The sequence below is a fragment of the Streptomyces sp. NPDC003077 genome (assembly GCF_040611095.1).
In the GTDB taxonomy this organism is placed as follows: domain Bacteria; phylum Actinomycetota; class Actinomycetes; order Streptomycetales; family Streptomycetaceae; genus Streptomyces.
On sequence record NZ_JBEXNM010000015.1, the window covers coordinates 92,486 to 112,451 of the forward strand.

Sequence of the window (19,966 nt, forward strand, 5' to 3'; positions counted from 1 at the left end):
TCACAGGAAGTCCTCCGTGGTCACCGGGTCGGGGGCGTGGTCGGGGGACGCCGACCAGTCGGGGAGCCGCGCGGCGGACGGCGCGCCGGGAGCCGGTGCGCCCGGCGGGCCGGGCGGCGGGCCGCCGTGGGTCCAGGGCGTGTTCTCGGGGTCGGGGAGCTCGGGGCCGCCGCGCGGCGCATGCTCGAAGAGCGTCCAGCACACCCGCTCGCCCACCTCCGGGACCGAACCGGGCTCCGGCGTCTTCCCGCGCCCCATGCCGCCGGTCAGCCGTATGACCAGGGTGTTCGGCGCCGGGCGGCCGGGGCCGGGGGCGTCGGTGGCGTCCGCTCCGGGCGCACCCGCGCCGACGGGCTCCGGCATCCCCGCGCTGACGGGCTCCGGCACCCCCGCGCCGTACCCGACGAACTCGCCCGGCTGCGTCCTCCCGTCCCCCACCGGCCGGTAGAGCTTGGCGCGCTCGGAGAGCTGCGGCCGGTCGGCGGTGGTGAGGGTGACGAGCGGACGCGGCATCGGCCGCCGGCCCTCCGAGAACGCCATCTCCACCGCCGTCACCTCGCCCACCAGCGCCTCGCCCGCCAGTCGCCGGCCCGCCATCACCAGCGGGTCGTCCAGCGCCTCCTGGGCGTCGAGCTGGGCCTGCGCGGTCTCCCGGGAGGCGAGCTTGCGGGCGGCCGTGACCGCGTCGTCCCGGCGGGGCTGCGGCGGCTCGCCGGCCCGGATCCGGTCGCGGTGGGCGGTGTAGGACCAGCGGTCCCGCTTCCAGCGGTCGGGGACGTGGGCGCCCTCCGGGAGGGCGCGCAGCAGGTCGAGGCCGCGCCACACGGCGTCCCAGGTGGGCCGCAGCTGGCCTTCCAGGAGGTCGCGGATCTCCTGGGCGGCGTGTGGCTGCCCGGCGTCGTACCGCGCCATCGCGGGCGCCAGCCGCCGGTTGTCGAACGCCGGGTCGGTGGCCGGACCGGCCGGCGGGTGCCGCAGCTGACCGTCCGCGTCCCGCGCCGTCTCCGCCCTGCGGGCCGCGACGGCGCCCGACTCGCCCTCCGGAGGGTCGATCCACCCGAGCAGCGCTCCCAGGTGCTGATCCTCCAGACGGCTCTGGCCGGTGGCCCAGTGGCGGGCCAGCAGGTCCGTCATCGACAGCAGCAGGCAGGCCCCGGGCACCCGCGCCCGCTCCCCCATGTGGGTGAACCAGCGTCCCAGCAGAGGGACGTGCGGCGGCGCCGGGTGGGGCGTGTCCGGGTCCTGTTCGGCCGTCCGGCGGAACCGCATGGAACGGCCCAGCAGCCGGACGAACTCCACGCCCGCCGCGCTCGGCACGATCACCTGCGGCGCGTCCACGCACAGCTCCACCTCGACCGGGACCTTCTTGCCGGTCTCGGGGTCGGTTTCCTTGCGCTCCTCGTACTCGACGTCGTCGGCGTAGCCGTCCACGTACGGGAGCACCGCCTCCGCCAGCTCGGCGAGGAACGCGAACCGCAGATCGCGGTCGCGCGGCTGCGGGACCGTCAGGAGCAGCGGCTTCTCGCGGTCCGTGCCGACCATCGCCCCCAGTGGCGCGCCCGCCTCGCCCGAGGTGGTCAGCGGGACGAAGACCAGCGGCCGGTCCGACAGATGGCGGTGCCGCACCGTGGCGAGCGGCCGGGCCCGCCCCGCCGCCACGGCCTCCATCCTGGCCAGCGTGTCCATCAGCGACATGCCGCCTCCCTTCCGGGCCGCGCCGGGGGAAGCACCGCCGCGCCGTCCCCTCCCGGCCGAGTGCTGCCGAACGGGACCGGGTCACCGCCCGTCCCTCCCGGTACGGACCCCGGTCCGCCGTCCGTCACGCCCCCGGCACCGGCCAGCGCTTCGGCGCGCAGGGCCGCCGCCCGGCGCAGGTTCTCCACGGCCGGGTCGTCCCAGTAGGGGAGGCCGTCCGCGAGCGGGGAGGCCGGGGACATGACGGACTCCCGCGAGCCGATGGGACCCGGGGACGCGGCGGACTCCCGCGAGTCGACGGAACCCGGCTCGTCCTCGTCCTCACGGCACTCCGGGCCCACACCGGCCGTGCCGCCCTCCTCGCCGCCGCACGCCGCGGCCAGGACCTCCCCGATGGTCCGCAGGCCGCCCAGTTCCCCGCGCACGCCCCGGCCGAGCGCCTCCACGGCGCCCGCCTCGCGGGCCCGTTCGCGGCAGTGGAAGGCGAGCTCGCAGGCGGCCAGGCACTCGGGGGCGTAGGCGGCGCCGACCGACGCCACCGCCTCGGCCAGCTCCGCCGCCGGGCGGGTCGCCGTCCTGCCGTCGTCCGCGAGCCGCAGGTCGAAGGTGGTGTCCTCGGGGAGCTCGGCCACGATCTCCTCGACCCGGGCCAGCCGGGCGAGCTGCCGCCGGGTCGTCGCGCACTGCTTGCGGATGTCGACGGCCTCGGCGGTCGGAAGGTTGGAGAAGTCCTTCGGGCAGACCAGCAGGACCCGGTCGCGGACCTCCACCCGGCGCCCGGTGGCCGCGGCCACCTGACCCGCGACCCGCTCCAGGGCGAGCGCGTACACCGCCGCCTGGCGGGCCGCCGCGCCCACCTTGGCCGCGTCCGCCGCCCCGTCGATCATCGGGAACGACTTGATCTCCACGACCGTCCAGCCGCCGTCCGGGTGCACCACCACGGCGTCCGGCTCCAGGTACGCGGGGGACCCCGCCACCTCCAGGACGAGCATCGGATGGTCCAGCAGCGCCCAGCCACCCGCCGCCGTCGCCTCCCGCAGCGCCAGCGCCGTACGGGCGGCACGGCCCTCGGGGCCCGCGGCGGACAGATCCGGGACGGCCACCGCGTCCGGCTCGGGAACCGGCGCCGACGCGTCCAGCCGCTCGTGCACCAGCGCCATCAGCTCCGCGCCGCCGTCCGCCTTGACCCGCGCCTCGAAGCTGTGGCCGCGGACGAAGGCGAACTGGGAGCGGCCGGACGTCGCGGGCGACCCGAGCGCCTGGGCGAGGGCGCCCTTGTCGATCCCGGCGCCGTCCAGCAGCGCGCGGCGGCGGCAGCCCGGATTCGCGGCGAGCGCGGCCAGCGCGCGGGCGTCGAGCGCGCGCGGCCGGACGCCGGGGCCGCGCAGCTCAGTGAGCCGCCGACGCAGGCCCGTCGCCTGCTGAGGCTGCTCTGCCGACGGGGGCGCCGCCGCGGCTCGACTCTCGCGGAAAACGTTCACGCGCGGAAGTCTGGCATCCGGCACTGACATCCGCGGTGACCGGCCGTCCGACACCGGCGTCCGGCCGGTGCGCGGGGCCGGTGACGGGCGGGGCCATGGACCCGCCGACGGCGGCGATCCGTGGGTGCGGGACACGCCCCGGCACGCCGGAGACGCGATCGGCGGCGACGTGCGCGACGGCGACCGCGGGCCCCACGGCCCCGGCAACCGGCCCGTCCCCGAACACGGCACCGTCCCTGGACACAGCCCCGGCAACCACACCGCCCCCAGCCACGGCACCGTTCCCGACCACGGCACCGCCCCCAGCCACAGCCCCCTCCCCGACCGGCGCACCCCGCCCCGCACCGAACCGTCCGCGCACGCCCTCCGTCAGCCGCAGCGCCGGGCGCGTCAGCAGCAGCCCCACGCCCATGACGGCGGCGCCGGCCAGCGCGTCCAAGAGGTAGTGGTTCGCGGTGCCCATCACCACGAGGGCGACCAGCAGCGGGTAGGCGACCGCCGCGGCCTTGGCCGCTTTGGTGGTGCCGAACACCCACAGGGCGACCCCGCACCACAGCGCCCACCCGACGTGCAGGCTCGGCATCGCCGCGTATTCGTTGGTCAGCTTTCCCAGCCCGCGCGGCGCGCTCGCGTCCTCGCCCCACCAGCCGTACGACGAGAAGTGCGCCATGGTGTCGGTGAAACCGTGGCCGGACGGCAGCAGCCGGGGCGGCGCGGTGGGCAGGAGCGTGAAACCGACGAGGCCGATGAGGGTGGAAATCATCAGCCAGGTGCGCATGATCCGGTAACGGCCGGAATGCCGCCGCCACAGCCATACGAGGATCAGCGGCGTGAGGAGGTAATGCAGGGACGCGTAGACGAAATCGGCCGGTATCCCGAGAGCCGGGGTATCCGTGAAGACGCGGTTGAGCGCGCGTTCGGGGGCGATTCGCAGGAGTTCTTCGAGGCGGAGAATGGCCAGCCCGTGCCCGTCCGCGGTGTGCGCGTCACCCCGGGCGACCAGGCGGCCCGCCGAGTAGATCACGTAGACGAGGGCGATCAGCGGCAATTCGGTCCACCACCGCGGCCGGCCGCCGAATGCCGCGGTGCGGCGCGCTGCGGTGAGCATTTGGAACGTTCTCCATTGGTACGGGCGATACGCGGTGCCCAAAGCACCGACCTTCCACCGTACGCCGTATGGCCGCAAACGCCGGAACCGGGGCGCGGGACCCCGGCCTCTCCTTTCCCCCCTCGGTGGGACACCCGGCCGATGCGCGATGATGGAACGATCGGAAGGACGGACGGAAGCCGTCACCCACCATCGCGAGGAAAAGCCGGAACTCCGGCTAGAGGTAATTCCCATGGCACCGCGCATTCTGCTGGCCCGGCACGGGCAGACGGAGTGGTCCCTTTCCGGCAGGCACACCGGAAGGACCGACATTCCGCTTCTCGACGAGGGCCGCCGGGGCGCCGAATTGCTGGGCGAGCGGCTGCACAGCGCCCCGTGGAACGGCCTCCCGGACGTGGAGGTGCGCACCAGCCCCCTGATACGTGCCAAGGAAACCTGCGAACTGGCCGGCTTCGGTGACCGGGCCCAGGAGTGGGACGCCCTCATGGAGGTCGACTACGGCGCGTACGAGGGCCTGACGCCCGCCCAGATCAAGGCCGGCCGCCCGGACTGGCTCATCTGGCGCGACGGCGTCCCCGAGGGGGAGACGCTCGCCGAGGTCTCCGAGCGGGTCGACGAGGTCGTGCGCTGGGCGCGCTCGGCCGACCGCGACGTCCTGGTCTTCGCCCACGGCCACATCCTGCGCTCCCTGGGAGCCCGCTGGCTGGGCCTGGACATCTCCTTCGCCGCCCGCATCCGCCTGGAGCCGACCTCGCTGTCGGTGCTGGGCTGGGCCTACGGCGAACCGGCCATCGAGCGCTGGAACGACACCGGCCATCTGAACTGACGCAGCCGCCGCGCGGCCGATCGTCCGGACGGACACCGAGCGCCGCCCTGACGGGCCCCGGGACCGGCCGGCAGGCCCGCCCGGCGGCCCGTCCACAAGGCGGACTCCTCGCAGCCCGTCCGTATGGCGGACGCCCCGCAGCCCCTCAAGGCCGCGGGCTCCCGTCAGGCGGACTCCCGCATCACCGACGCGTGCCGGTCCAGGAAGGCCGTGACCTCCCCCGAGTGCCGGCGGTGCGGGTCCAGCAGGCGCGCCGTGGCGTTGAGCATCGACCGGATGCGCGGTGACTGCACCTGGTCCAGCAGGGACAGCACCTGTGACCCCGCGACGGCGGCCTCCTCGGGTGAGCCGCTGTGCGCGAGGTCGTCCGCCAGCTCCGCCGTGAACAGGGCGATGTTGCGCGTGAAGTGCGGGTCCTGGAGGTCCACCGCGCGGCGCGCGTGCTCCGCCGCGCGCCCCCGTTCCCCCAGGGCCGACCAGCACTGCGCCTCAAGGCCCTCCAGTTCCGCCTCTCCATAGAAGGTCATCCACTCCGGATCGGCATCGGACGGCCCACGGGCGAAGAGCTGGTGGGCCCGTACGAGCGCCTGCTCGCACGCCCGGCGGTCGCCCAGCCCCGCCCAGCCGCCCGCCTCGCGCAGCGCGAGCAGCGACAGCAGCCGGGGCGAGGACAGGTGCCGGGCGGCCTGCTGGCCCGCCTGGGCGGTGCGCAGGGCCTCGCGCGGCGTGCCCGCGTCCCGGGCGAGGAAGGCCGAGTTGCAGAACGCGTGGGCCTCCAGGCCGGGGTTCCCGGCGATCCGGGCGGTGGCGAGCGCCTCGGTGTAGTGCGCGCGGGCGTCCTCGAACCGGCCGGAGTCATGGGCCAGCCAGCCGATGGAGATGGCCAGCTCGCCGACGCCGGCCTGGAGGCGGTCGGTGAGGGTGCGGCGCTGCACACCGGCGTCCAGCAGCTCGTAGGCGGCCCGCAGCGGCTGCGCGGCGCGCTGGTAGACGCCCTCCGCGCCGTGCCGGTCGTCCAGGAGGCGGATGTGCCGGACCGCCTCTTCGACGTCGGCGGCCTCGGCCTCCCCACAGGTGCCGCCGAGCACCTCACCGGTGCGGGCGGCGGGGACGCCCGCACCGTGGGGGAGGGCGGTCGCCACCGAGGGTGGCAGTGCGATGAATCCAAGGGCGGCAGCCGGGCCGCCGGTGATGAACGCGCGACGCAGCACGTCGCTCTCCTTGCCGTTCTCGATACACGTATCGCTGGGGTCGGTTCCGGGCATCGGGTCGAGTCCGGGCCCGGTTCCGAGTTCGGGTACGCGTCCCGGGTCGGTCCCAAACCCGCACTCGGGTCCGGTTCCGGGCCCGTCTGCGGGCGTCGAGTCGGCCGTGGACCCGGACCCGGGTCTGGATCCGGAACCGGCCGGGGGCTCATCGCCACCCCGCGTCCCGGTTCCGAGCTCCGCCCCGAAGGAGCCTCCCGCGGCGAGCGCCGCCGCGCGCCGCGCCGCCGCACGGGCGCCCCGCCCGCGGACCGTCTCGCGCGGCGCGAAGCCCATGTCGGTGAGCGTGAGGCCGGGAAACATGTGCAGGAAGACCCGCTCGTAGGCGTAATTGGGGCAGCGGATCTCACCGGCCTCCACGCGTCCCACGTAGCGGGCGTCGCACGAGACCTGCTCGCCGATGTCGCGCGCGGCCCGGCGCACCGCCGCCGCGAACTCCCCTGGGGACAGCCGGCCGCGCAGCTGCCGGAAGGCGGCGTTGGGCCGGGCGGGTACGGTGGGCGGGGGCGGGGACGCCTTCGCCGCTGGGGGCGGTGCCGGCGACTGTGCGGGCGACTGCGCTGCTGACTTCGCGACTGGCGACGCCATGGGGACCTCCGAGCCATCTCCGTGGCGGTGCCGCGGCCTGGCGGTGCGGCGGGACGACCGTACCCTCTGTGACACGGCCAACACGCAGAGTTTGGCCCCAAGGCGGATATCTCAGTCGTGATCCGCCATGAAGTGCCATCCTTTGCAGTCTTACGCCGCCGTGGCGGATGCCCTTTGAGGACGTTGGTCTGGGTGTAAAGCCAGTGGTGTGCGTAACGAGGAGGGGTTTCCTTGTTGGAGACCGGCGTGTGCGAAGACGTCAATGGTGCCGTCGACGACGCCGTCAGCGGAGCCGTCACCGAGGCCGCCCGCGAAGCCGTCGCCGGGCCCGTCAACGGCCCGTCGGGCGGCGAGCGTTCGCCGTCCGTCGTCGCGGGCCCCTGGCCCGTCCGGGAGCGGCACGAGCCCGTGCCGGACCTCCCGCCGTGCGACCTGGTGACGGTGCCGGCCCGCCAGGGCCTGGAGGCGGTCGACATCCTGCGGCTGCGCGACAGGGTGGGGCCGGTCCTGCACGACGGGTCGTGCGACACCCTGGGGTTCCTGGTCCCGCCGGGCACCGCCGACGGCTGGGACGTGCCGGGCAGCGCGTGCACGCAGACCTACCGGCGCACGCCCGCGCAAGGGGGCGCGTCCGAGAGCCAAGACGCGCCCGCCGAGCCGCCCGTCACCGGAGCGGGCTGGCTGGTGCCCCCGGAGGGCGCGACCTCCCCGGCCACCGACCCCGCGTCACTGCGCGCGGCGCTCGGCCAGGCCGCCCGCACGATCGAGGCCGTCGACCGCTGCCAGTGAGCGGGGCGCCCTCCCCGCCCCGACGCTGACCAGCGCATACGAGCGATACTGAGGGCATGGCGAAGAGCAGGCGCGGGCGAGCGGCCCCCGAGTCCGTGAGCGAACCGGTCCAGGGCGGCACGGCCGAACTGCGCCCCGACCGGGACCGTCCCCGCGCCTGGACGCTGCTGATCGACGACGCCCCGCAGTCCCACGTGGACCTGGACGACCCGGCCCACCTGACCTTCGCCTACCAGCGGCGCCTCGGGCACATCGCCGACCTCGCCGCCCCGCCCGGCAAGCCGCTGAACGTCCTGCACCTGGGCGGTGGCGCGCTGACCCTGGCGCGCTACGTCGCGGCGACCCGTCCGCGGTCGACCCAGCAGGTCGTCGAGATCGACGGCCCTCTGGTGCAACTGGTGCGCCGCCACCTCCCCCTGGAGAGCGGCTGGCGCATCCGGGTGCGCGGCGGGGACGCCCGGGAGGGGCTCGCCAAGATCCCGGACGGCTGGGCCGACCTGATCATCGCCGACGTCTTCCACGCGGCACGCACGCCGGCACATCTGACCAGCGCGGAGTTCGTCACCGAGGCCGCCAGGGCGCTGCGGCCCGGAGGTTTCTACGCGGCGAACCTGGCGGACGGGCCCCCGCTGGCCTTCGTCAAGGCGCAGATCGCCACCGTCCGCACGGTCTTCCGCGAGCTGTGCCTGACGGCCGAACCCGCCGTCCTCAGGGGCAAGCGGTTCGGAAACGCCGTCCTGTTGGCCGCGGACCGCGAACTGCCCGTCGCGGAGCTGACCCGGCGGGCCGCGACCGATCCGCAGACGGCCCGGGTCGAACACGGCCGCGCGCTGCTGGACTTCACCGGGGGAGCGGCACCGGTCACGGACGCGACGGCGGTCGCCTCCCCGGCCCCGCCGGCGTCCGTGTTCGAGTAGAACGGCTGACGGAGGGGGCGGGCGTCAGGGGCACCGGTGATGGGTCGGCGTCCGTTCTGGGGACGCGACAACGTCAGGCGCGAGGCCGCCCGTACCGTCGGGTACGGGGCGTCCCTCAGGTGCGGAGCGTCAGGCCGCCCTGGAGTGCCAGAACAGGCACCGGGCGTCCCTCAGGCACGCAGCGTCCCTCAGGCACGCAGCGTCCCTCAGGTGCGCAGCGTCCGTACCCTCAGGCACGCAGCGTCCTTCAGGCGCGCAGCCTCCGTACCCTCAGGCGCGCAGCGTCCTTCAGGCACGCAGCCTCCGTGCCCTCAGGCACGCGGTGTCCCTCAGGTGGCGTGCTCGTCCGTCTCCACTGTGGGCGGGTGCCCGTTCCAGGTGCAGATGACGGACGTCCGTGAGGTGCCGTTGATGAAGTCCACCCGGATCCATCCGGTCTGCTTCCAGACCTGCATCCGCCAGCCCGCGTCGGGGGTGGCCGTGACCAACTGGGCCGACGTCGCGTCCAGGGCGAAGACCACCCGGCCGCCCGCCGTGGCGTAGCTCTTGATGGTGCCGCGCGGGGCGGGCGCCGTCCCGGCGACGGGCCGGGCGGCCGGGGCCGCGCTCGGCGAGGCGGGGTTCGCCGATGGTGCGGGCCGGGTCGGCGCGGCGGACGATGGGGTGGCGGTGGGCGTGGGTTCGGGGTGGTGGGTGGAGGACGTGAGGGGCGGGACCGTGGGGTCCGTGGCGGGGCGCGGCGACGGTGCGTGGTGGGAGAGGGGGAGCGCGCGTGGCGGGTCGTACATCGTCCCCGCCAGTACGGTCCGCACCCCCACCCACGAGAGGGTGACGGCCGCCCCCGTCGCCAGCGTCCAAGCCACCGCGTGCACCAGTCCTCGTCCGGAACTCCCTTTGAACACGCGCCTATAGCACCACATCGCGCGAGCCCGGTGCAGCAGCGTCGGGGCCGCGGAAGGGCGGCACAAGGGCCGCGGAAGGGCAGGGGGGAGGCGGTGGAAGGGTGCGCGGGGCCTGCGGGGCTCGGAGCCGGGGAAGCCGGGCGTCAACCTGGCGAAACGCCGCCACTCGTATGGCGTACGGTGCCGCCCATGGCAAGTGTGCTCGTGGTCGAGGACGACCCGTTTGTGCGCTCGGCGCTGATCCGGCACCTCACCGAGGCGTCCCACACCGTCCGGAGCGTCGGTACGGCGCTGGAGGCGCTGCGGGAAGTGGCCCAAGTGGGCTTCGATCTGGTCATTCTCGATCTCGGACTGCCCGATCTGGACGGCGCCGAGGCGCTCAAGATGCTGCGGGGCATCACGGACGTCCCGGTGATCGTCGCGACGGCCCGGGACGACGAGGCCGAGATCGTCCGCCTTCTGAACGACGGCGCGGACGACTACCTCACCAAGCCGTTCTCCGTGGCCCACCTCTCCGCCCGGATGGCCGCCGTGCTGCGCCGCGCGCGGGTCGGCGCGGCGGGCGGCGCGCCACCGTCCCGGGAGATCCGGGTGGGCGGACTGGCCATCGACCCGCTGCGGCGGCAGGCCGCGTTGGACGGCACCCTCCTGGACCTGACCCGCCGCGAGTTCGACCTGCTGGCTTTCCTCGCCGGGCGGCCCGGCGTCGTCGTGTCGCGCAAGGAACTGCTGGCCGAGGTGTGGCGGCAGTCCTACGGCGATGACCAGACCATCGACGTCCACCTGTCCTGGCTGCGCCGCAAGCTGGGGGAGACCGCCGCCCGCCCGCGCTACCTGCACACCCTGCGCGGCGTGGGCGTGAAGCTGGAGCCGCCGCGGTGAGGTGGGCGCTGGTCAAGGTGTGCCTGGCCGTCACCACCATGGTCGTGGTCGCCTTCGCCGTCCCCTTGGGGCTCGTCGTCAAGGAGATGGCGCGCGACCGCGCGTTCTCCAACGCCGAGCGCCAGGCGGCGGCCATCGGCCCCGTACTGGCCATCACCACCGACCGCGCCCAACTGGAGCGGGCCGTCGCCAGCGCCGAGACCGGGCCCGGCGGACGGATCGGCGTCCACGTGCCGGCGTCCGGCCGCGGGGCCGCGCCGGTCGAGGCCGGGGCGCGCCGGGCCGGACCGGAAGCGGTGGCCGGGGCGGTCGCCCTGGGCCGCGCCTCGATCGCGCCGGTGCCCGGAGGGTCGGTGCTGCTCCAGCCCACGGCGGTGGCCTCGGGGATCGCCGTCGTGGAGGTGTACGTGCCCGACGACGCGCTCACCAACGGGGTCGCCACCTCCTGGCTGATCCTGGCCGGGGTCGGGCTGGCCCTGGTGCTCGGCTCGGTGGCCGTCGCGGACCGCCTCGGCACCCGCCTGGTACGGCCCGCCGGACGGCTCGCGGGCGCCGCCCACGCGCTGGGCCAGGGCGACCTGGGCGTACGCGTCCGGGAGGACGGCCCGAAGGAACTGCGCTCGGCCGCCGTCGCCTTCAACTCCATGGCCGACCAGGTCGTCCAGCTCCTGGCCAACGAACGCGAGCTGGCGGCTGACCTCTCCCACCGGTTGCGCACGCCGCTGACCGTGCTGCGGCTGAACGCCGCCTCGCTCGGGGACGGACCCGCCGCCGAGCAGACCCGGGCCGCCGTCGCCCAACTGGAACGCGAGGTCGACCAGATCATCCACACCGCCCGCGAACAGAAGGCGCTCACGAAGCCCGCCGCCGCCCTGACCGGGTGCGACGCGGCCGAAGTGGTCCGGGAGCGGATGGACTTCTGGTCGGCGCTCGCCGAGGACGAGGGGCGCACGGTGCGGATGGCCGGCGTGGAACGCCCGGCGCGCGTCCCGGTCGCGCGCCCCGAGCTGGCCACGGCGCTGGACGCCCTGCTCGGCAACGTCTTCCGGCACACCCCCGAGGGCACGGCGTTCGCGGTGGACGTGCACCAGGCGGACGGCGCGGTGATCGTCCTGGTGTCGGACGCGGGCCCCGGGATCGCGGACCCGGACGCGGCGCTGCGGCGCGGCCATGGCGACGGCGGGGACGGCTCCACCGGGCTCGGCCTGGACATCGTGCGCCGCCTCGCGGAATCCACCGGCGGCGACGTCCGGATCGGGCGGTCCGTGCTGGGCGGCACGGAAGTACGGGTCTGGCTGGCCCTGCACGACGGCACCGGCGGGCCGGCCGACGCCCGCCGCCGCGACGGGGGACGCCGGCTGCGGCGCGGGCCGCACTCACGGAGGCGGCGGGGGGTGGGGACGGGGTGAGGGGGCGGGGCGAGGCATGGTGCACCGAGTTGGCCTCGTCCCCGTCCGCTCGCCTCCGCCCGTCCCGCCCGTCCCGCCCGTCCCGCCCGTCCCGCGCGACCGACGCCCTACGGTTCCGGCACCTCGTTCGTCCGGGCGACCCGGGCGTACCAATGGGCGCTGGACTTCGGCGTGCGTCGCTGCGTCGCGAAGTCCACGTACACCGCGCCGAACCGCTTGCTGTAGCCGTACGCCCACTCGAAGTTGTCCAGGAAGGACCACAGGAAGTAACCGCGCAGGTCGGCGCCGTCCTGCAGCGCGCGGTGCGCGGCGGCGAGGTGGGCGTGCAGGTAGGCGATGCGGTCGGGGTCGTGGACGTCCCCCTCCGCGTTCGGCCGGTCGTCGTACGCGGCGCCGTTCTCGGTGACGTAGAGGGGTAGGCCGGGCGCTTCGCGGTGGAACCGCGTCAGCAGGTCGTAGAGGCCGGACGCGTCGACCGACCAGCCCATTTCCGTGCGGGAGCCGGGCGGTTGGTGGAAGGCGACCCGGTCGGCGCCGACCCACGGGGAGCGCTCGGCGGCGCCGTGGCCGTCCTGCCGAGGCGGGGCGTTGTCAGTGGCGGCTGATACCACTGTCGGTGCGTAGTAATTGATTCCCAGCGCGTCGAGGGGGTGCTTGATGACGGCGAGATCGTGGTCGCGGACGAAGGACCAGTCGGTCAGCGAAGCGGTGTCCGCGAGGAGATCGGCGGGGTACGCGCCGTGCAGCAGGGGCCCGGTGAAGATACGCGTCGACAGGGCGTCCACCTGCCGCTGAGCGTCCAGATCCTGGGGCGAGCGGGTCCGGGCCCGGACGGCGGACGGGTTCAGGCTGATCATCACCTGACCGCGGGCCGGGAGCGCGGCGCGCAGCGCCTGCGCGCCGAGGCCGTGCGCGAGGTTGAGGTGGTGGGCGGCGCGGAGCGCGGCCACGGGCTCGGTGCGGCCGGGGGCGTGCACGCCCGAGGCGTAGCCGAGGAAGGCGCTGCACCACGGTTCGTTGAGGGTGGTCCACAGGTCCACGCGGTCACCCAGCGCCTCGGCCACGATGCCGGCGTAGTCGGCGAACCACCGCGCGGTGTCGCGCCGCGGCCATCCCCCGGCGTCCTCCAGCTCCTGGGGGAGGTCCCAGTGGTAGAGGGTGAGCAGCGGCCGGATGCCGTGGTCGAGGAGGTCGTCCACGAGCCGCCGGTAGACGTCCAGCCCCTGCTGGACGGCGGGCCCGCGCCCGGTGGGCTGCACCCGCGGCCAGGAGACGGAGAAGCGGTACGCGGTCACGCCGAGCCGCGCCATCAGCGCCACATCCTCGTGGAGGCGGTGCAGGTGGTCGACGGCGACGTCGCCGGTGTCGCCCCCGAGGACCTTCCCCGGGGTGCGGCTGAAGGTGTCCCAGATGGACGGGGTCCGCCCGCCTTCGTCGGCGGCGCCCTCCACCTGGTACGCGGAGGTGGCGGCCCCCCACAGGAAACCGGACGGGAAACGGAGGGGACGGGAATGCGGACGGGGACGGGCCTCCGGTCCGGTATCGGCGATCGAAGGCGCGGTGCCGTCTTGGCCGTCGGTCTGGGGGACGACGGTGCGGGGGGTGGCACGGGTGCTGATGTCGGCCTGTGGGCTGGTGCCGGCGCCGGGGCCGGTCCGGGTGTCGAGGTCGGTGTCGGAATCGGGCAGGAAGGCACGTTGCGGCGGGCGTTCGGCCACGGTGATCTCCTGATCAGGGGTCGTGGAAGACGGACAGGAAGGTGGAAGCGGAGCAGGATCACTCGGACGAAAGAGCGGGCACGGGCCGCGGCGAACACACGGGCCTCGGCGAACACGCGGGCCACGACGACGCCCGGGCGGCAGCGCCGGGGCCGCCGCTGGCACTGGCGCTGGTTCCGGGGAAGGCAACGGGACACGGAAGGCACCCCTGCCCCGGAGCGGCAGGGCCCCAAGTCCCCAGAGAGCCAGGGCCCCAAGCCCCCGGAGCCGCAGGGGCAGGGCCCAATCCTCCCGGACGGACCGCGGCCCCCGCACTCACCCCTTGACCGCCCCCTGCATGATCCCGCCCACGATCTGCTTCCCGAAGAGCGTGAAGGCGATCAGCAGCGGCAGCGTTCCGAGCAGCGCGCCGGCCATGATGACGGCCTGGTCGGGGACGTACCCCCGGCCGAGCCCGGTCAGCGCGACTTGGACGGTCGGGTTCTCCTGGGTCAGCGCGATGATCGGCCAGAAGAAGTCGTTCCACGCCTGGACGAACGTGAGCATTCCCAGGACGGCCATCGCGGGGCGCGCCGCCGGGAACACCACGTGCCAGACGACCCGCAGGCTGTTCGCGCCGTCCACCCGGGCCGCCTCCACGATCTCGGTCGGCAGCGCCTCGGACAGGTACTGCCGCATGAAGAAGACCCCGAAGGCGGTCACGAGCGTCGGCAGGATGACGGCCTGGAGGTGGTTGGTCCACTCCAGCTTCGCGATGGTCATGAACAGGGGGACGACGCTGAGCTGCGGCGGCACCATCATCGTGCCGACGACGAGCAGCAGCAGTGCGTTCTTCATCCGGAAGCGCAGCTTGGCGAACGCGAACCCGGCGATGGTCGAGAACAGCACGGTGCCCAGCGCGATGGTGCCCGCGACCACCGTGGTGTTGGCCAGCGCCAGCCCCATGTTGGCGTCGCTCCACGCCGTACCGAGGTTGTCGAACAGGCGCGAGCCGAACCAGAAGGGCGGCGGCGTCTGCGCCAGCCGCGTGTTGTCGCGCGAGGCGGCGACGGCCGTCCAGACGAGCGGGAAGAGCGAACCGGCGGTGAAAAGCAGCAGCACGGCGTAGGTGATCGGCCCCCCGCGCAGGTGCCGCCCGGCCCGCCGCCGTCGCCCGTCGCGCCCGGTGGCCTGCCGATCCCGGCCCCGATCCCGGCCCCGGGCTCGTCCTCGTCCGCCGCCCCCACCGTCCGCCACCGTCCGGCGACCGGAGGACGCCCCCGGCGCATCGGAAGGCACCGTCCCCGGAGCACCGGAAGCAGCCGACCCCCCGGCACCGGCGGCAGTTCCCCCACCCCCCTGCGCACCACCGACCACCCGGGCCGCGCCCTTCGCGCCGCCCCCGGTCTCGGAGCCTGCGTCCACCCGGCCCCTGCCCCGTCCTCGCGCCGAAACGCCCACGATTCCCCCTCACCGGCTCCTCCGCAGCCGTCGCGCGACCAGCAGGTACAGCACCGCGATCAGCAGCAGGATCAGGAACATCGCCCAGGCGACGGCGGACGCCCGGCCGAGATGGAAGTTGAACCAGCCCTGTTCGTACAGGTAGAGGCCCAGGGTCTGGAACTGGTGCGAGGCCCCGCCCTTCTGTCCCACCGCGCCGCCGAACAGCAGGGGCTCACCGAACAGCTGGGTCGCGCCGATCGTCGAGACGACGACCGTGAACAGGATCGTCGGCCGCAGCGAGGGCACGGTGACGTGCAGGAACTGCTGCCACCGCGAGGCGCCGTCGAGCGCCGCGGATTCGTACAGGTCCTTCGGGATCGCCTGCATCGCGGCCAGGTAGATCAGCGCGTTGTAGCCCGTCCACCGCCAGACGACGATCGAGGAGACCGCGAGCTGCGAGGTCAGCGTGCCGCTCTGCCAGTCGACGGGGTCGATCCCGAGGGTCCCCAGCGCCCAGTTGATCATCCCGTAGTCGCGGCCGTAGAGCAGGACGAAGACCAGCGCGGCGGCGGCGACGGACGTGGCGTACGGCGTCAGCATGGCCACGCGGAAGAAGGACGAGCCCCGAAGCCGGTAGTTGAGGAGGTGGGCGATACCGAGTGCCATCAGGAGCTGCGGCACGGTCGAGAGCACTCCGATGGTGAACGTGTTCCGCAACGCGTTCCAGAAGAACTCGTCGCTCAGCAGCCGGGCGTAGTTGTGCAGCCCCACCCACCGCATGTCGTCCGGGGCCGACAGCTCCACCCGGTGCAGCGAGGCCCACCCCGTGTAGAGCAGCGGGAACAGCCCGAAGGCGGCGAAGAACAGGAAGAACGGCGCGATGAACGCGTACGGGCTCCAGCGGGTGTCCCAGCGGTAGCGACGGCTGCGCCAGGCGCGGCGACGGGCCTCCCGCCGCTCCGCCACCGCGTCCGGCACGGCGGGCGTGGCGGTGCCGGTCATCCGTCCACCGCGTTCTCGATGTCCTTGAGCGCCGCGTTCCAGCCCTCGGCGGGGGACTTGCCCTGCTGTTCGACCTGGAGGATGCCGACGTCGGAGAAGGCGTTGCCGATCTGCTGGTCCTTCGGGCCGATGACGAGGGTCGGGATGCCCCGGGCGGCGGCCGAGAAGATCTTCCCGGTGGGTGCCCCGCCGAAGTACGGGTTCCTGGCGTCCTTGACCTCGGGCATGGCGTAGGCGCTCGGGGTGCTGGGGATGCTCGCCTGCTTGGCGAAGACCCGGGCCTGCTGTTCGGGTGCGGTCAGCCAGGCGGCGAGTTTGATCGCTTCGGCCTTGTTCTTGGCCGCCTTGGGGACGGCGATGAACGAACCGCCCCAGTTGGCGGGCCGCGGCGCGGGCGCCACGTCCCACTTGTCCTCACCCGCGGCCCCGGCCTTCTCCTTGATGTAGCCGAGCATCCAGGGCGCGCAGGCGACGGTGGCGAACCGCCCGTTGGCGAACGCCTGGTCCCAGGGCTTCTCGAACTGCTTGAGCCGGGCCGTCATCTTCCCCGTGGCGGCGCGCATCGCGAGGTTCCAGGCGGTCTTGACCGCCGGGCTGTCCCGGTAGATCAGCTTGCCGGCACGGTCGTAGAACCGCTCCGCGTAGCCATTGTTGACCGCGGCGAACAGCCCGGCTGCCGAGTCGGTGAAGGTGGTCCCCTTGGGGGCCCTCTTCATGTACGCGGTACCGACGTCCACGTACTTCCGCCAGTCGCCCGCCCACAGCTTGCCCACCTCGTCGCGCTGGGTCGGCAGACCGGCCTGGCGGAAGTAGTCCTTGCGGTAGCACATGGCGGTGGGGCCGATGTCCGTGCCGAGCCCGACGGTCCGCCCGTCCTTGGTGGTGGCCTGCGCCCACTTCCAGTCCAGCCATCGACTCTTGTCGACACCCGGAGCCTTGGACAGGTCCTCGAACTTGTCCGCCTGCGTGGTGACCACTTCGTTGATGTTGCCGACTTCGACGGCCTGGATGTCCGACAGACCGCTCCCGGCCGCCAGGTGGGTGAGGAGCTGCGGGTAGTAGGTGTCGTTCCGCTCGATGACGTTCTCTTTGATCCTCACATCGGGGTGCAGCCTCTCGTACTCCTTGTAGAGGCCCGCCTGTTGGTAGCCGAAGACGCCGAACGTGCCGACGGTGATGGTGGTCCGGCCGCCGTCGCGCCCGCCGCCCGCGGCCTTGGAACCGTCCTCGGAACCGTCGTCGGCGCACCCGGCGAGCAGCCCGGCCGCGAGGGCGGAGGCGGCCACGAGGGTCACCAACCGATGAGAGGTACGGGTGCCGCTGTGCATCGCTTCCTCCTGGTGCCCATGACGTACATACGGAAGATGTAGGGGTCCGGTACCTTGGGAGCGCTCCCAGCCGTGATGAAGTGAAGCGTCGTGGCATCCTCAGACGCTGTCAAGGGACCGGGCACCAAGTCGTTGTCAGTGTCTGGTTGTTCAATGGCAGGGCGCAGGGAGGATGACGGGGGGAACGGCGGGGGAACGACGGGGAGACGGCACCGCCCCGGGTAGAGGGGGATGACGCCCCGGGCGCAAGGATGCGCCCCCGGGGCCGGGGCATACGGCCCCGAGTGGTGCAACGCGCACGCCGGACGGGGGATCCACAGGTCCGGGCGACAGAGTGAGCCACAGATGAGACCAGGCCACCGGCGCCGCGCGAGCGCGCGGGCGAGGTGGCGGCAGGAACACGGGCACGGGCCGAGGACGGTCCCGGAAGGCGAGGCGGTCATGGCAGCGGCAGTGCACGGAAGGCGGCGCAGCGGGCGCCCCACCCTGGAGGAAGTCGCCGCACACGCGGGAGTCGGGCGCGGCACGGTCTCCCGGGTCATCAACGGTTCGCCGCGGGTGAGCCCCGCCACCCGGGCCGTCGTGGAACGCGCGGTGGCGGAGCTGGGCTACGTGCCCAACCGGGCCGCCCGCGCCCTGGCGGCCAACCGCAACGACGCCATCGCCCTGGTCATCCCCGAGGCGGAGACCCGGCTCTTCTGCGAGCCGTACTTCTCGGGCATCGTGCGCGGGGTCGGCGCCGCGCTGGCCGACACCGACCTGCAACTCCTGCTCACCCTCGTCCGTACGCCCAAGGAGCGGCAGCGCCTGGACACCTACCTCACCGCGCACCGGGTGGACGGCGTCCTGCTGGTCTCCGTCCACGCCGACGACCCGCTGCCCGACCTCCTCGAACGCATCGACATGCCCGCCGTCCTCAGCGGCCGGCGGGACGCCCGCGAATCCGTGCCCTACGTCGACTCCGACAACAGCGGCGGCGCCCGCGCCGCGACCGCGCACCTCCTGGCCCGGGGCCGGCGCGCCGTGGCCACCATCACCGGCCCGCTGGACATGTACGTCGCCCAATGCCGCCTGGACGGCTACCGCCAGGCGCTCACCGAGGCCGGCCACCACCCGGATCCCGCGCTGATCGCCGCCTGCGACTTCACCGAGGGAGGCGGCCGGCGGGCGATGGCCGCCCTCCTCGACCGCCGTCCCGACCTGGACGCGGTGTTCGCGGCATCCGACGTCATGGCCGCCGGCGCCCGCGCGGTCCTGCGCGAGCGGGGCCGCCGGGTGCCCGACGACGTCGCCCTCGTCGGCTTCGACGACTCCTCCGTGGCACGCCACATGGACCCGCCCCTGACCAGCGTCCGCCAGCCGATCGAGGAGATGGGCCGCGTGATGACCCGCGTCCTCCTGGAGGAGATATCCGAACGGAGGCGGGACCGGCCCCACCTCGTCCTGCCGACGGAACTGGTGGTGCGGGCGTCGTCGTGAGGGAGCGGGGTGACGGCCCCGGTTCCTGACCGATGTGCGGCCCGGCGGATGCGTGGACCCGCGTTCCCGGCGGATGCGTGGACCCGCGTTCCCGGCGGATGCGTGGACCCGAGGTCCCGACGGACCCGCGACCCCGCACCCCCCGGACGGGCACCCGCGACTACCCCCCACCCCCCGACACCCCAGCCCCCCGCACCTCCCCCCGGAAGGCCAGCGGCGTCACCCCCGTCCGCTGCCGGAAGAACTTGCCGAAGTTGGCGGCGTCGGCGAAGCCGAGGCGGTCGGCGATGCGGGCGGCGCTCTGGTCGCCGTGGGCGAGCAGCCGCTTGGCCTCCAGGACCACCCGGCGGTCGATGAACTCCTTGGCGCTCACCCCGGTGGCGGACGCGGTGGCCCGGGAGAGGGTGCGCGGCGAGTAGCCGAGCGCCCGCGCGTAGTCGGCGACCTGGCGGCTGTGGGCGAAGCCCCGCTCCACCGCGTCCCGGAACCGCAGGAAGGTCTCCCCGGCCTCACACTCGCCGTCGCCGCCCCGGCCGTCCCCGCCGCCCTCGCCCCCGGGACCGGACATCCGGGCGGCCCGCAGCACCAGGACGGCCAGCAGGTGGCGCAGCACCTCGACGTGCGCTTCCAGGGAGAGGCCGCGCAGCGCCCCGAACTCCTGGTGCAGGTGCTCCAGCGCGCGCCGCGCGGCCCGCGCCTCGACCGCGTCCCCGGGCTGCCGGACGGCCGGGCCGTACCAGTCCTCCACCCGGGCCAGGACCGCCGTGGTCGCGTCCAGGAAGCCGGACTCGAAGAGCACCAGCGTGCCCTCCGCCCCGGCCAGGTCACCGAAGTGGTGCACCTGCCCCGGCCGCACCCACATCCAGTCGCCCGCCGTCAGCTCGTACTCGCGGAAGTCGATGGTGTGCCGCAGCCGCCCGGTGTCCAGGACCAGGAGGTGGTGGAACCCGGGGCGGTGCGGGGTCGCCAGCCCGCAGGCGTCGGCGCGCTCGCGCAGCTCGGCGAGGGTCATCACCTCCACCCCGGCGGGCCGCCCGGCCGGCGCCGAGAAGGCGACCTCCGGAATGTTCTCCTGTCGGTTTTTCACCATCGCCGGTCCCGCGCCTACCCCGAAATGTGCCGTTGCTGCTCCTAGCGTAGAAGTCGTCAGCACCA

At 74.2% G+C, this 19,966-nt stretch carries 16 protein-coding genes; 6 read left to right on the forward strand and 10 right to left on the reverse strand.

Annotated elements, in window-relative coordinates:
* The 3 genes from ABZX96_RS13490 to ABZX96_RS13500 are packed head-to-tail and all read right to left on the reverse strand — an operon-like array spanning position 1 to position 4,284.
* The gene (locus ABZX96_RS13490) at positions 1–1,695 is read right to left on the reverse strand and encodes a hypothetical protein (protein WP_355542724.1); all 1,695 of its coding nucleotides are present in this window, start codon (positions 1,693–1,695) and stop codon (positions 1–3) included.
* Positions 1,686–3,176, reverse strand: a complete 1,491-nt coding sequence (locus ABZX96_RS13495; RefSeq protein ID WP_355542727.1) for a hypothetical protein — start codon at positions 3,174–3,176, stop codon at positions 1,686–1,688. Before ABZX96_RS13495 ends, ABZX96_RS13490 begins: the two co-directional genes overlap by 10 nt.
* Positions 3,085–4,284 carry a phosphatase PAP2 family protein gene (locus ABZX96_RS13500; protein ID WP_355542730.1) on the reverse strand — a complete coding sequence of 400 codons (1,200 nt, stop codon included), beginning with the start codon at positions 4,282–4,284 and terminating at the stop codon, positions 3,085–3,087. Before ABZX96_RS13500 ends, ABZX96_RS13495 begins: the two co-directional genes overlap by 92 nt.
* A 232-nt stretch (positions 4,285–4,516) precedes the next feature.
* Between ABZX96_RS13500 and ABZX96_RS13505 the strand changes: the two genes are divergently transcribed.
* A complete protein-coding gene (locus ABZX96_RS13505) occupies positions 4,517–5,110 on the forward strand; it encodes a histidine phosphatase family protein (protein ID WP_355542733.1) in 594 nt (197 codons plus the stop codon).
* Between the two features lie 164 nt (positions 5,111–5,274).
* Here the strand turns inward: ABZX96_RS13505 and ABZX96_RS13510 are convergent, their stop codons facing one another.
* Complete coding sequence (locus tag ABZX96_RS13510) at positions 5,275–6,963, reverse strand: tetratricopeptide repeat protein (RefSeq protein WP_355542735.1); 1,689 nt, start codon at positions 6,961–6,963, stop codon at positions 5,275–5,277.
* Positions 6,964–7,194: 231 nt separating this feature from the next.
* Here ABZX96_RS13510 and ABZX96_RS13515 point away from each other — a divergent pair, with 231 nt between their 5' ends.
* Both ABZX96_RS13515 and ABZX96_RS13520 read left to right on the forward strand, forming a co-directional pair.
* Entirely contained in the window at positions 7,195–7,752 is a 558-nt protein-coding gene (locus ABZX96_RS13515; protein ID WP_355542738.1) for a hypothetical protein, read from the forward strand.
* Positions 7,753–7,808: 56 nt separating this feature from the next.
* Positions 7,809–8,669, forward strand: a complete 861-nt coding sequence (locus ABZX96_RS13520) for a fused MFS/spermidine synthase (protein WP_355542741.1) — start codon at positions 7,809–7,811, stop codon at positions 8,667–8,669.
* A 329-nt stretch (positions 8,670–8,998) separates the two neighbouring features.
* Here the strand turns inward: ABZX96_RS13520 and ABZX96_RS13525 are convergent, their stop codons facing one another.
* Positions 8,999–9,589, reverse strand: a complete 591-nt coding sequence (locus ABZX96_RS13525; RefSeq protein ID WP_355542744.1) for a hypothetical protein — start codon at positions 9,587–9,589, stop codon at positions 8,999–9,001.
* 171 nt (positions 9,590–9,760) lie between these two features.
* Here ABZX96_RS13525 and ABZX96_RS13530 point away from each other — a divergent pair, with 171 nt between their 5' ends.
* Both ABZX96_RS13530 and ABZX96_RS13535 read left to right on the forward strand, forming a co-directional pair.
* Positions 9,761–10,453, forward strand: coding sequence for a response regulator transcription factor (locus ABZX96_RS13530; RefSeq protein WP_355542746.1), 693 nt, complete (start codon positions 9,761–9,763; stop codon positions 10,451–10,453).
* Entirely contained in the window at positions 10,450–11,862 is a 1,413-nt protein-coding gene (locus tag ABZX96_RS13535) for a HAMP domain-containing sensor histidine kinase (protein WP_355542749.1), read from the forward strand. Before ABZX96_RS13530 ends, ABZX96_RS13535 begins: the two co-directional genes overlap by 4 nt.
* Positions 11,863–11,969: 107 nt before the next feature.
* Here the strand turns inward: ABZX96_RS13535 and ABZX96_RS13540 are convergent, their stop codons facing one another.
* The 4 genes from ABZX96_RS13540 to ABZX96_RS13555 form a co-directional block, all read right to left on the reverse strand.
* The gene (locus ABZX96_RS13540; RefSeq protein WP_355542882.1) at positions 11,970–13,412 is read right to left on the reverse strand and encodes a GH1 family beta-glucosidase; all 1,443 of its coding nucleotides are present in this window, start codon (positions 13,410–13,412) and stop codon (positions 11,970–11,972) included.
* A gap of 483 nt (positions 13,413–13,895) precedes the next feature.
* A complete protein-coding gene (locus ABZX96_RS13545) occupies positions 13,896–14,708 on the reverse strand; it encodes a carbohydrate ABC transporter permease (protein WP_355542885.1) in 813 nt (270 codons plus the stop codon).
* A gap of 321 nt (positions 14,709–15,029) precedes the next feature.
* Entirely contained in the window at positions 15,030–16,004 is a 975-nt protein-coding gene (locus ABZX96_RS13550) for a sugar ABC transporter permease (protein ID WP_355542752.1), read from the reverse strand.
* Entirely contained in the window at positions 16,001–17,332 is a 1,332-nt protein-coding gene (locus ABZX96_RS13555; protein ID WP_355542754.1) for an extracellular solute-binding protein, read from the reverse strand. Before ABZX96_RS13555 ends, ABZX96_RS13550 begins: the two co-directional genes overlap by 4 nt.
* Before the next feature lie 441 nt (positions 17,333–17,773).
* On the opposite strand from ABZX96_RS13555, the gene ABZX96_RS13560 reads away from it, so the two are divergent.
* On the forward strand, positions 17,774–18,811 hold the full coding sequence (locus ABZX96_RS13560; protein WP_355542757.1) for a LacI family DNA-binding transcriptional regulator: 1,038 nt from the start codon (positions 17,774–17,776) through the stop codon (positions 18,809–18,811).
* Positions 18,812–18,971: 160 nt separating this feature from the next.
* Here ABZX96_RS13560 and ABZX96_RS13565 read toward each other — a convergent pair whose 3' ends face one another.
* On the reverse strand, positions 18,972–19,901 hold the full coding sequence (locus tag ABZX96_RS13565) for an AraC family transcriptional regulator (RefSeq protein ID WP_355542760.1): 930 nt from the start codon (positions 19,899–19,901) through the stop codon (positions 18,972–18,974).
* Positions 19,902–19,966 lie beyond the last annotated feature (65 nt).

Coding starts and splice junctions, on each gene's coding strand:
- ABZX96_RS13530 (WP_355542746.1), top strand. CDS start 9,761: ATGGCAAGTGTGCTCGTGGTCGAGGACGACCCGTTTGTGCGCTCGGCG.
- ABZX96_RS13550 (WP_355542752.1), bottom strand. CDS start 16,004: ATGACCGGCACCGCCACGCCCGCCGTGCCGGACGCGGTGGCGGAGCGG.
- ABZX96_RS13555 (WP_355542754.1), bottom strand. CDS start 17,332: ATGCACAGCGGCACCCGTACCTCTCATCGGTTGGTGACCCTCGTGGCC.
- ABZX96_RS13520 (WP_355542741.1), top strand. CDS start 7,809: ATGGCGAAGAGCAGGCGCGGGCGAGCGGCCCCCGAGTCCGTGAGCGAA.
- ABZX96_RS13500 (WP_355542730.1), bottom strand. CDS start 4,284: ATGCTCACCGCAGCGCGCCGCACCGCGGCATTCGGCGGCCGGCCGCGG.
- ABZX96_RS13505 (WP_355542733.1), top strand. CDS start 4,517: ATGGCACCGCGCATTCTGCTGGCCCGGCACGGGCAGACGGAGTGGTCC.
- ABZX96_RS13565 (WP_355542760.1), bottom strand. CDS start 19,901: ATGGTGAAAAACCGACAGGAGAACATTCCGGAGGTCGCCTTCTCGGCG.
- ABZX96_RS13560 (WP_355542757.1), top strand. CDS start 17,774: ATGGCAGCGGCAGTGCACGGAAGGCGGCGCAGCGGGCGCCCCACCCTG.
- ABZX96_RS13510 (WP_355542735.1), bottom strand. CDS start 6,963: ATGGCGTCGCCAGTCGCGAAGTCAGCAGCGCAGTCGCCCGCACAGTCG.
- ABZX96_RS13490 (WP_355542724.1), bottom strand. CDS start 1,695: ATGTCGCTGATGGACACGCTGGCCAGGATGGAGGCCGTGGCGGCGGGG.
- ABZX96_RS13525 (WP_355542744.1), bottom strand. CDS start 9,589: ATGTGGTGCTATAGGCGCGTGTTCAAAGGGAGTTCCGGACGAGGACTG.